The sequence below is a fragment of the Flavobacterium xylosi genome (genome assembly GCF_042787345.1).
Classification (GTDB): domain Bacteria; phylum Bacteroidota; class Bacteroidia; order Flavobacteriales; family Flavobacteriaceae; genus Flavobacterium; species Flavobacterium xylosi.
In genome coordinates, this window is record NZ_JBHZPZ010000007.1 from 84,232 (window position 1) to 96,049 (window position 11,818).

Annotated in this window: 12 protein-coding genes; 6 read left to right on the forward strand and 6 right to left on the reverse strand. The window is 32.8% G+C overall.

The features are described from left to right. Positions 1-33: 33 nt before the first annotated feature. From ACFX5E_RS07600 to ACFX5E_RS07625, 6 genes are all read right to left on the reverse strand, one after another. The gene (locus ACFX5E_RS07600) at positions 34-1,092 is read right to left on the reverse strand and encodes a nucleoid-associated protein (protein WP_379854590.1); all 1,059 of its coding nucleotides are present in this window, start codon (positions 1,090-1,092) and stop codon (positions 34-36) included. A gap of 211 nt (positions 1,093-1,303) precedes the next feature. Further along, a complete protein-coding gene (locus ACFX5E_RS07605) occupies positions 1,304-1,843 on the reverse strand; it encodes an IS1096 element passenger TnpR family protein (RefSeq protein ID WP_379854591.1) in 540 nt (179 codons plus the stop codon). Positions 1,844-2,032: 189 nt separating this feature from the next. Further along, positions 2,033-2,629: an HPP family protein gene (locus tag ACFX5E_RS07610; RefSeq protein ID WP_379854592.1), complete on the reverse strand. Its 597-nt coding sequence runs from the start codon at positions 2,627-2,629 to the stop codon at positions 2,033-2,035. A 9-nt stretch (positions 2,630-2,638) separates the two neighbouring features. Continuing rightward, positions 2,639-3,919, reverse strand: a complete 1,281-nt coding sequence (locus ACFX5E_RS07615; RefSeq protein ID WP_379854593.1) for a chloride channel protein — start codon at positions 3,917-3,919, stop codon at positions 2,639-2,641. Positions 3,920-4,103: 184 nt separating this feature from the next. Further along, the gene (gene gloA2 / locus ACFX5E_RS07620; RefSeq protein WP_379854594.1) at positions 4,104-4,493 is read right to left on the reverse strand and encodes an SMU1112c/YaeR family gloxylase I-like metalloprotein; all 390 of its coding nucleotides are present in this window, start codon (positions 4,491-4,493) and stop codon (positions 4,104-4,106) included. 30 nt (positions 4,494-4,523) lie between these two features. Beyond that, positions 4,524-5,081 carry a sugar O-acetyltransferase gene (locus ACFX5E_RS07625; protein ID WP_379854595.1) on the reverse strand — a complete coding sequence of 186 codons (558 nt, stop codon included), beginning with the start codon at positions 5,079-5,081 and terminating at the stop codon, positions 4,524-4,526. 138 nt (positions 5,082-5,219) lie between these two features. Here ACFX5E_RS07625 and ACFX5E_RS07630 point away from each other — a divergent pair, with 138 nt between their 5' ends. The 6 genes from ACFX5E_RS07630 (at position 5,220) to ACFX5E_RS07655 (ending at position 11,778) form a co-directional block, all read left to right on the forward strand. Beyond that, a complete protein-coding gene (locus ACFX5E_RS07630; protein WP_379854596.1) occupies positions 5,220-7,427 on the forward strand; it encodes a TonB-dependent receptor in 2,208 nt (735 codons plus the stop codon). 129 nt (positions 7,428-7,556) lie between these two features. After that, positions 7,557-8,177 carry a hypothetical protein gene (locus tag ACFX5E_RS07635; RefSeq protein ID WP_379854597.1) on the forward strand — a complete coding sequence of 207 codons (621 nt, stop codon included), beginning with the start codon at positions 7,557-7,559 and terminating at the stop codon, positions 8,175-8,177. 72 nt (positions 8,178-8,249) lie between these two features. After that, entirely contained in the window at positions 8,250-9,584 is a 1,335-nt protein-coding gene (locus ACFX5E_RS07640; RefSeq protein ID WP_379854677.1) for a histidine kinase, read from the forward strand. A gap of 27 nt (positions 9,585-9,611) precedes the next feature. After that, positions 9,612-9,908 carry a 2TM domain-containing protein gene (locus tag ACFX5E_RS07645; protein WP_379854599.1) on the forward strand — a complete coding sequence of 99 codons (297 nt, stop codon included), beginning with the start codon at positions 9,612-9,614 and terminating at the stop codon, positions 9,906-9,908. Continuing rightward, on the forward strand, positions 9,886-10,227 hold the full coding sequence (locus tag ACFX5E_RS07650; RefSeq protein WP_379854600.1) for a 2TM domain-containing protein: 342 nt from the start codon (positions 9,886-9,888) through the stop codon (positions 10,225-10,227). The genes ACFX5E_RS07645 and ACFX5E_RS07650 overlap by 23 nt, the downstream gene beginning before the upstream one ends. Before the next feature lie 60 nt (positions 10,228-10,287). After that, positions 10,288-11,778 (forward strand): ArnT family glycosyltransferase, encoded by a 1,491-nt coding sequence (locus ACFX5E_RS07655; RefSeq protein WP_379854601.1) that lies wholly within the window; start codon positions 10,288-10,290, stop codon positions 11,776-11,778. The last annotated feature ends 40 nt before the right edge of the window (positions 11,779-11,818 follow it).

The window sequence follows — 11,818 nt, forward strand, 5'->3', positions numbered from 1 at the left end:
CTGCTCTCGAAGCTTCGGTAGGAATACGGTAAACTAACTCTTTTCTTCTTTATTAAAATAAACCAAATAATAATACATTTGTTTTTCTTCATCCCAGCCTTTTTCCACAAATTTCTCAGCACTTTCCGGATTGATGAAGTCCATTTTTATTTGGATATGAGTATCTAAATTAATTACGTTTTTTATCGATTTTCGGGCATCAGAAACCGCTGCATTTGCAATAGGAAATGAAGTAACATCTTCAATGCTGTATTTTTCTCCTTTGTCTATTTTGTAATTTTTAAATTCAGGAATCAAGTCAGGATTGTCTAATACTTCGTTCAAGAAATTCGTTTCTTCGAACTGATCGTTTTTTGCAAAATAATTCACGGAACGGTTCATAAACATCACTTCTTCTTTCTTATCTTCGGCAGGGAAAACAACGTCTTTGGCAAAGTTTTGACAAAATTTCAAATACTTCTTTGTAATAAAATTTTCATCCTCAAATGCATCTACAGACAGGAAATGTTCCAGCCAATATCTGGCATCATAACGGTTGCTGTCAACAGTTAGGATTTTGTATCCTTCTTCTTTTTTGTAATTAAAGATGATGCAACCTTTGTCTAATTTATTTAAACTGACACCATGTTGCAAAATCATTTCCAAGTGCGTCGGTTTTTCTTCAAATTGTAAAAAGTCAGCTTGTATCTCGCTTTTGAAAATTCCAATGGCATCAACTACATTATTGTCAATACTCACGTTTGTTAAATACGTAACATATACCTCACCATTTTTTATGTGTGGGTGATTGGATTGCTCAAATAAGTGGTTCGTAATTTTTTTTGAAGTTTCGTGAATGCTACTTGGATTTTCAAAAATTTCTGTTGCAAATTTGAACATGTCGTTGTAATCCAAATCAATTTCATGTGCAAATTGAAAATAGTTTTCTTCTTTTTCTCTAAAAGGTTTAAAGAAAAATTCTTTCATCAAGGGAACAATCTCGTCATTTAAATTAAAAGGTTGCTCCGATAAAAAAATGGCTTCGTTTCTACTTTTATTACCAACTCTATGAATTGACAAGTTTTCGATGTGCGTGTTATACAGATTGATCATATTTTTATAAGGTTTCCTCCCCCCAACCCCCTCCGAAGAAGGGGGAGACGGGACGTGATTTTGTATTTGTTAAATCTTTTTATAATTGTCTGGGGTTATACCTAACAAAGAAATCGGTATGGAAAAAATGGTTTTTTAGTATCTATACAAACATTCATTTTATTTTTATATGTTTTATCTCCCTCTCCTTTGGAGTGGGTTGGGGAGAGGATTAATTCCAATTTTCTTCAAATCCGTAGTCTTCAAAACTATCGTCTCCTTCAAACATGTCTAAATCATCTTCATCCAGTCCATCTTCAAATTCATCATTATAGTCATCGGCATTATCTGCTTCAAAATTTTTCTCCATTGCTTCATCTGGCATTTCTCCGTGTGAAAATATAGTTTCAGGATATTGATTGCCAAATACTGGATCTTCAATAGCAGCCAGTTCCACGAGGAATGTCCACATATTGATAAAATCGTAAACGTAGATTATTTTTGTGTTTTCTTTATCTAATATATCAGACAATTGATAATCACTCATTACTTTTTGTTCACCAGCAACATCTCCGGTATCAAAAAGCGAAATTTCGTCTTCTTGATTCCATGTCTCATCACAAGTATAGAACGAAGCCACTTCCATCCCGTCAAAACCAAAGGAATTAAAGATAGCATTGTGTAAATCTTCTAAAGTATCGTCTTCAAGTATTGCAATGTCTCTAAAAACATCTTCTTCCGCGTCTAGAATTACTCTAAATTTATAAACCATAATCTTTGTTTTTATTGAAAGCTCAAAGGTAAAATATAATTTTAGATTTAGATTTCAGATTGTCGATTTGTTGATAATATTTTTGCGTATGCACTAAATAAGGATTGAATCAATCGATTGTTAACTTTAATAGCGATTATAGAGGTAAAATAAAAAAAACAGAGTTGGAATTATAATTCATGTCGCTCGTTATTTTTTAAATACATGGGCTACTCTCTTTCTAAATTGGTGGTATTTCTTATGATTTGGATAACTTCTGCTTGAAGTCATATTATTAAAAACTAATGCTACGATTAATAAAATTAGTACGCCGCTAAAGACAGGATTAATAACATACCAATACCCCAGATTTTTAATTTCTGCAGAACCAGTTACAGCGATAAGCGCTGTTGCGCCGCCTGGCGGGTGTAATGTTTTAGTCACCTGCATTAAAACGATCGAAAGAGAAACAGCGAGAGGGGCACTTAGCCAAAGAATATCGGGAGCAATTTTCTGAACCGTAACGCCAATAATAGCTGAAACAAGATGTCCTCCAATAAGATTTCTTGGTTGCGCCAATGGACTTTGTATCACACCATAAACCAAAACACTCGATGCTCCAAATGAACCAATCAGGTAAACAACATCAGAGTGAAGAAGGGTTTTCGATTGCATATAGGCTATTATTCCAATACCTATAAACGAACCCAAAAAAGCCCAAAAATGTTCTTTATAATCAACCAAAGTTTCTTTATAAAGAATGTATTTAGTTTTGCGATAATTTCTTTTTATTTTTTGAACCGCCATAAAAATCTATTATTTGGATAAACTGTTAGAATAGGTGTATACCGTAAAAGGGTATGTCATTTTAGCGGTATATTTTGAAATAAGACAAACAACTAAAATGGGCAGAAATAAAGTATAATTATTTGTTAATCCGCAAACTAAAAAAATTGCCGTAAATGGTGCATGAATACTAGCACTTAAAACGGCAGCCATACCAATAATTACAAAATTTATCGGAATTACATTGGCATTAAACAGAGTATTCAAAGTAGATGCAACAAGTAATCCTAAAAATGCACCTATAAAAAGACTCGGTGCAAAGACACCTCCGTCGCCTCCCGAAGCCAAAGTGGCTGAAGTTACAATAGGTTTCAAAATTATAATTCCAATATAGGTAAGCGCTAATGAAAATGTCATGGGTGTATCACCTGAATTACTAAAAATAGTTTTGATGGCATGATAACCTTCACCATAAAGTTGAGGGAATACTAATAACGAAATACTTAAGATTACAGAACCTAAAATAATTTTGTAATAATGAACGCTTATTTTTGAAAATTGAGATTTAAAAAATAATACGCATCGTGTGAGATAAACAGAATTTAATCCGGATAAAATTCCTAAAAGTATAAAATAAGGTATGGCTTTTAAATGCCAAGTTGTTACCGCTACCGTAAATAAAGGTTTTTCATCCAATAAAAAAACCAATCCAAAGGCAGTCGCAACAGCAATTAATGTACTTATTAAAAATGCTCGTGTTACTTTTCTCGAAATGACTTCGAGTGCAAAAAGAATTCCAGCAATGGGACTGCTGAATAATGCGGTAATTCCTGCCGCAACTCCGGCACAGATTAACTCGGTTTTGTATTGTCTGAATACGTTTTGTTTTCTTTGTGCAACAGAACCAATCGTCGCCGAAGCAACAACAGTAGAAACTTCAATTCCCGTAGATCCTCCAAAAACAACAGTTAATAATCCATTGATAAAGTGAGATGGAATTTTATAATTGGGTAAGTTCTTTGATTTAGAATTGGTACTTTCAAAAATTTCTTTAATCCCTTTGTTCTCTTTTTTTCTAAAAAGGTATTCTCGAAGAAAATAAATAATTGATAGCCCGAAAATTGGAAATAAAACAAAGAATAATGGATTTATAGCCGCTTTATGAAAAAATATTTCTTCGTAATATTCGGTTATTTTTTTTAATGAAATTCCTAAAAAGGCCGAAAGAAAACCGATTAGAACAGCAACAATAACTAATTTTTGAAATTTGATTAATTGGTAATTTTTTTTAATTCGAGAAGTATTATTCATTATAAAAATGTTTTTAAAAACTTATTTCCAAATAAAATCAGATAGATATATTTTAAAAAAAGAAGTTTTTCTGGGTATTACAAATTTAAAGAAACAATCTTAGAATCACATTTAAAAATAACTGTAATCATCATTTTTTGTGATTTCTTTATGAATTACATTTTTTTAGGATATTCAAACTCCCTTATTTTTCATAAAATTCAATAGGGAGATTATCTGGATCAGCAACAAAGGTAAACTTTTTATCTGTTGTAGGGTCAAGTCGTACCGCTTCAGATACAATGTTTTTTGACGTTAAAAAATCAATTGTTTCATTAATGTCATTTACTTCAAATGCTAAATGGCGTAATCCTGTAGCCTCAGGTCTTGAAGGGCGTTGGCTCGGATTTGGAAACGAAAAAAGTTCAATGGTATAAACTCCATTCAAGGCCAAATCAAGCTTGTAAGATTCTCTCTCTTCACGGTAAATTTCCCGAATAATCGTTAGCCCCAAAACATCGGTATAGAACGTTTTAGATTTTTGATAATCGGAGCAAATAATAGCAATGTGATGAACTTTATTGAGATGTAACATAGTATTCGTGAATTAGCTTTAAGATTTGTATTATTGATTTAATTTCCGAATCACTTTTGCCGGATTTCCCACCGCAAGTGAATTGTCAGGAATATCTTTTGTGACAACAGAACCGGCACCTATCACACAACCATTTCCTATAGTTATGCCCGGGCAAATAACGGAATTACCGCCAATCCAACAATCATTTCCAATAGTTATAGGTAATGCATTTTCATGAGTCTTTCTAAGTTCAGCATCAAGCGGATGGGATGCTGTGTATAACTGAACTCCTGGAGCAAATAGCACATTAGAACCAACAGTCACTTTGGCACAATCTAAAACAACACAATTTACATTGAAATATACGTTTTCTCCACAAGTGATATTGTATCCGTAATCGCAAAAAAAAGGCGGTTCAATATAAAGATTTGATCCTGCATTTGGTATGAGTTCTTTTAGTATCTCTCGTGCTTTTTTAGTAATTCTATACTCGGTGACATTCAATCTATGAAGAAGATTTTTTGATTTTCGTCTGTCTTTTACTAAAATAGGATCTCCAGCCAAATAATATTCTCCATCTATCATTTTTTCTTTTTCTGTCTTCATAAAATGGAATCTTGTTAGCGTAAATATAAAAGAAATTGTGGATGATTACAACTCGTCCTACAATTTCAACAGTTCAGTTAATAATTGTTTTATAAGTTTAATCCGTGAAATATATTTGCTTCATCAAAATCAAATATTATGAAATCAATGGTTCACAAATACAAAAAAAATAATAGAAATAGCGTGAGTAAAATTATTTTTACTCTTGCCATTTTTTTATTTTCAATTGCTCTTTTTTCGCAAACTACAGTTTCCGGGAAAGTAGTAGATGAAAAAGGAAATCCTATATCTGGAGCCAATGTTTTTATCGAAGGAACTTATGATGGTACTGCCAGCGATGAAAAAGGGGATTTTACTTTTACAACTACTACAACGGGTAATCAAACTTTGGTGGTGAGTTTCTTGGTTTATGAAACTTCAAAAACGGTAATTGATGTTTCAAATTTTAAAAATAAAACCATAAAGTTAAGAGACAATGTCAATACTTTAGATGCTGTAGTTATTACTGCAGGAAATTTAGAAGCTGGTGACAAAGCAAGAGTCTCCGTCTTGAAACCGCTAGATATCGTTACTACGGCGGGTTCGGCAGGAAATATTATTGCGGCATTGCAAACATTACCCGGAACGCAAAATGTAGGGGAGGACGGACGATTATTCGTGCGTGGCGGCGAAGCCAATGAAACCCAAACTTTTGTAGACGGTATTCGTGTAGCACAACCTTACGGAGCATCTGCTCAAAATTTGCCAACAAGAGGTCGGTTTTCTCCATTCCTTTTTAGTGGAATATCATTCTCTACAGGTGGGTATTCTGCTGAATATGGGGAAGCTTTATCCAGCGTTTTGTTATTGAATACGCAGGATGAACCCGACCAAAACAAAACCGAAATTTCGTTAATGACTGTTGGTTTGGGTTTAGGAAATACTCAGAAATGGAAAAAAAGCTCCTTGAGCGTGAATACGGCTTACATCAATTTAGCACCTTATCAAGTTCTAATTAAACAGAATGTTGATTGGAATAGTCCGTATCAATCTTTATCTGGGGAAACCGTATATCGATATAATTTCAATAACGGAATATTAAAATTATACGCAGCTTTCGATTCTTCTAAATTTGATATTAATCAGGAAAATATAAATTCAAGTGAAAAAACCAGAGTCGATTTAAACAATACTAATTTTTATTTTAATTCTTCCTATAAAGGTGGTTTCGGCAATAATTGGCAAATAACTTCGGGCTTGAGTTATGGCTACAGTAAGAATAAAATAAACCTAGATTTAGATGAGGTTGCAAATGATGAAAACGCGGCACATTTGAAATTAAAATTAAAGAAAAGTTTTTCAGACAGAGTGAAATTATCCTTTGGAGCGGATTATTTTATTACCAAATTCAATGAGGATTTCAAAGAAAATTTAGGTGCAACAAATACAAACGGATATAATTCAAATATCGGTGCCGTTTACACCGAAGCTGATATTTTCTTCTCCAAAAAATTTGCTGCAAAAGCTGGATTGAGAGCGTCTTATAATGATTTGCTAAATGAAACGGCTATTTCTCCTAGAGTTTCATTGGCTTATAAAATGGCTAAAAACAGTCAGCTTTCCATGGCTTACGGAGATTTTTCGCAAACACCAAATGTTGATTATATCAAATATTCTAAATTTCATCAGTTTGAAAGTGAGAAAGCGTCACATTATATTTTGAATTATCAATACAACAAAAATGGAAAAACTTTCAGAGCGGAAGTCTACTACAAAGACTATAGTAATTTAGTGAAATATGACACACAAGCGATAAAAGACAATTCTGTGTTCAATAACAATGGTTCCGGTTATGCCAAAGGATTTGATTTGTTTTGGAGAGACGGAAAATCAATTAAAAACTTAGAATATTGGATTTCCTATTCGTACATCGATACGGAGAGAGATTACAGAAACTTTCCAGCCCAAGTAACTCCAAATTTTGTTGCGGATCATACTTTGTCTGTTGTTACAAAATACTGGATAAACAACTGGAAATCGCAAATTGGGTTTACTAATTTATACAGCTCGGGACGACCTTATAACAATCCAAATGAAACGAAATTCATGAACGGGAAAACCAAATCCTATAACAGTTTAAGTTTTAACTGGGCTTATTTGCTTACAACTCAAAAGATTTTGTATTTCTCCGTTTCGAATGTTTTAGGTAGTCAAAATGTATTTGGTTACGATTATGCTAAGAATCCAGATGCTACAGGAGTTTATAACAGGGCAGTAATTATGCCAACTGCGGATCGATTTTTCTTTGTAGGGTTCTTTTGGACGATTAGCAATGATAAAAAAGACAATCAGTTGAAGAATTTGTAGAGACGTTAAATTGCAATGTCTCTACAATTCATCCGTCAAAAACAACAATTCAGTAAGTATAAATTTTAAAAAAGAAACAACCAATGTAAATTTGGTCAACAATTAATCAACAACTAAAAATTAAATATCATGACAAAAGTTATCACCGTAATCGCATTATTTGTATGTAGTTTATTATCCGCTCAAGGTCAATTTGAGCAAGGAATGGGAAAAGCATTCGGACTTTGGAAAGAAGGAAAGAACACGGAAGCTTCGGATTTATTCGAAAGAATCGCTGGAGCTGAAAAAGCAAGCTGGCTGCCTAACTATTATGTAGCTTTGGTAAATACGACCACTGCTTTTGGAACAAAAGATAGTAATCAAATGAATTTATTATTGACCAAAGCACAGAATTCATTGGATATAGAAATGGCTAAAAATCCAAACAATCCTGAATTATTGGTTATGCAAGCGATGGTTCATACGGCTTGGATTGCTTTTGACCCTATGACAAACGGACAAAAATTATCTGGAAAAGTTATGGAATTGTATAGTAAAGCGCAAGCAATCGCTCCAGAAAACCCAAGAGTAGTTTTTGGTAAAGCCGAATTTGAAATAGGTGGTGCAAGTTGGACAGGGGTTGACACTAAACCTTTATGTCTTCAAATTGAAAAAGCAATCGGACTTTTTGCTACTTTTAAACCGGAAACGCCTTTCTCTCCAAAATGGGGATTGGATAGAGCGCTAGAAGCACAGAAAAACTGTAAATAAATCTATTATTGTTTCTCATTATTCGTTTTAAGAAATAAAACAGAGAATAGTAACTATTGAAAAAAGAGAATGATGTATATAAAACCACATTTACTAAAAGCTTTGTTTATTGGGGTTGTGATTTTTTTAGTGTCCCTTCTAATTAAATTTGTTTCTGTTGGAAACGAGGTTTTTAGCACTAGATTATTCATTCACTTTTTATATTGTATGCTTTACAGTGTTGCACTGTATCTTGCAAATGCAGCGTTGTTTATGTTTTTGGACAAAGTTTTCAAAGATAATATTTATGCTGTAAAACGAATAATTATTGGGTTTGTCGGCTCTTTTTTCATTTCCTTATTTGTAATTTTTTCACTTCGTATTTTTTTGAAAGTTATAGTGAAAAAAAAATCAATTACAGATTTTTTCGCAAATGAAACTCCTACAAATTATATAGAATCATCAATTATTACTTTTATTGTATTGTTAGGCGTTCATGCTTTACATTTTTACAAAGCTTACACTGAAAATAAAGTCAAAGAACAGAAAATTATCGCAGGAACAGCAAATGCGAAGTTCGAAAGTTTAAAAAACCAGATTGATCCTCATTTTCTTTTTAATAGCTTGAATGTTTTAAGTTCTTTAATCGAAGAAAATCCAGACAATGCACAACGATTTACGACTTCGCTATCCAAGATTTACCGATATGTTCTGGAACAAAAAGATAAGGAATTGGTTTCTGTCGAGGAAGAACTGGCTTTTGCCAAAACTTATATGAACCTGCTTAAAATGCGTTTTGAAAACAGTTTGTTTTACGAATTACCGACAAATGGAATTAATCCTGAAGCCAAAGTAGTTCCTCTTTCCTTACAGCTATTATTGGAAAATACCGTAAAACACAATGTGGTTAGTGAACAAAGGCCTTTGCACATTCGCATTACAATTGAAGGGGATTGTCTTGCCGTACAAAACGACTTTCAAAAAAAGGAAGTATTGCAGGATCGTCAAGGTGTAGGATTGCAAAATATCATCAATCGCTATGGTATTATTACCAGTAGAAAAGTATTGATTGAACAAAACGAAAAAACCTTCACGGTCAAAATACCTATTTTAACCAAACAAATTACGGTTATGGAAACTAATACTTATTACAACGAAAATAACGAATACCACAGAGCAAAAGATCACGTCAAAAAGCTCAAGGCATTTTATGGAAATTTAATTTCGTATTGCTGTGTAATTCCTTTTTTAATCTTTATTAATTTAAGTTACGGTTCTAATTTTCAATGGTTTTGGTTTCCACTATTAGGTTGGGGAATGGGACTTACATTTCATGGGCTAGAAATTTTTGGATATGGAAAATCATGGGAGGAACGCAAAATTAATGAAATTTTAAACAAAAACAGGTCTAATAATAAATGGAATTAAGATTTTAACTTTTTTGAAAATAAAAATATGGAAATAAATAGGAATGACTCACAAAAATATCTTCAGGCTAAAAGACAAGTAGAAAGAATAAAAGGGTTATATAGAAATTTAACGGCTTATGTTATTGTCATAGTTTCGTTAGCAATTATAAATTTGAATACATCTCCAGAATATTTATGGTTTTTGTGGCCATTATTTTGGTGGGGAATCGGTTTAGCTTTTCACGCAATGAAGGTGTTTAATTATATGCCTTTTTTAGGAGCGAATTGGGAAGAGAAAAAGATTAATGAATTGATGGAAAATGAAAAAAATAAAGACTACTGAGATTATGGAAACAAATTCAATAGAAGAATTGCAGTATCAGGAAGCTTTGATACGTGTAAAAAAAATTAAAGGTTTTTATACCCATTTAACAGTCTATTTGGTAGTGAATCTAATGATTTTGATAGTCAATTATCAGGATTTAGATGCTGGTGAAAGTTTTTTTCAATGGAGGATTTTTACTACGGCATTCTTTTGGGGGATTGGATTGTTCTCACATGCACTTTCTACTTTTATGCCTAATTGGATTTTTGGAAAAAGCTGGGAAGATCGCAAGATTAAAGAGTTTATGGAGAATGAAAAAAGTGACAAATGGGAGTAAAAACTCAGTCTCAGCTTGCTCTCGTGTCTTTTTAAAATTCCAAACTTTAAATACTTAAACTTGAAAAAATATTTACCAACTATAATCATTTTAGCCTTAATTAAACTTTGTATTCATCTAGTCGGAAATCGGAATTATGGATTTCATCGGGATGAGTTATTGCATTTATCTGTAAGTGAGCACTTAGATTGGGGGTATTTTGAATTTCCGCCTTTTATTGCTTTTGTTGGCAAAATTGCCCATTTTGTTTTTGGATATTCGATATTAGGTGTTCGGTTTTTCTCTACATTGGCGGGAGTTGCAATTCTTGTGATTTGTTGTTTGATTGCCAAAGAATTGGGCGGGAAAATAAAAGCAATTTTGTTAGCAGGAGTTTCTGTTTTAGCTTTTGTTCCTTTTTATCGCAATCATATGTTATTCCAGCCCGTAGCTTTCGATCAGCTTTTTTGGACACTTGGATTTTATTTTTTGATTAAGTATTTTAACACCAAGAATGTGAAATTTCTTCTTTTACTTGGAATTTCTGCAGGTTTTGGTTTAATGAATAAGTACACCCTATTGGTTTGGGGATTAGGAGTTGTAGTGGGTTTATTGTTTTACGAAAAAGGAAAATTATTCAGGAATAAATGGTTTTATATCTCAGGATTAATCACTTTTTTACTTGTATTGCCAAATTTGATTTGGCAAATAAACCATCATTTTCCACTGTTACTGCATTTGCAAAAGTTAAAAGAAAGTCAGCTGGATGAGAATGGTCCTTTTGATTTTGCAATAGAGCAATTGAAACATCCTTTCACATTAACAATAAGCCTAATCGGGCTTTTCGCTTACTTTTTCGATAAGGATTTAAAAAAGTATAAAACGTTTGGAATCGCAGCTTTGGTGATATTTGCCAGTATGTGGATCATGCAGTCTAAGGCATATTATTTCTTTGCTATTTACCCAGTATTATTCGCCGCTGGAGCGGTAAAAATTGAAAAATTATTGCAAAATAGACCAAGATGGAATTATGCGGTATCCTCTGTGATATTTCTTCCAATAATTCCTTTTTTGCCTCAGGCGATTGCTATTTTGCCAATAGAAACCTACATTAGTTACTACGGTTTAGAAATGCAAAAAAATGGGCGCATTCAGCTGACAGATGATTATGCTGATATGTTTGGTTGGGAAGAACAAGTGAAATTAGTTGATAGTGTATACCAATCATTGCCCGCAAAAGACAAAGAGAATTGCGTTATTATGGCTAAAAATTATGGTGAAGCCGGAGCAATAGAAATCATTGGAAAAAAGTATGGATTGCCAAATCCAATTTGTAGCAATGGAAGTTTTTGGCTTTGGGGAGCTGGGACTACCAGCGGACAAGTTTGTATAAGTATTGGTAATGAAAAAGAAGTCGTCGAAAGGGTTTTTGCAGACTATAAATTAGTGAAAATCATAAAACACAAATATGCAATCGAAGAAGAAAATAATATTCCAATCTATCTTTGCCGAAATCAAAAAATAAATATTAAACAAAAATGGCAATCATTGGAGAAACACGTGTTCGATTAGTCCATACAAAATAAACAATATCCTTTTTGAAAACTTAAAT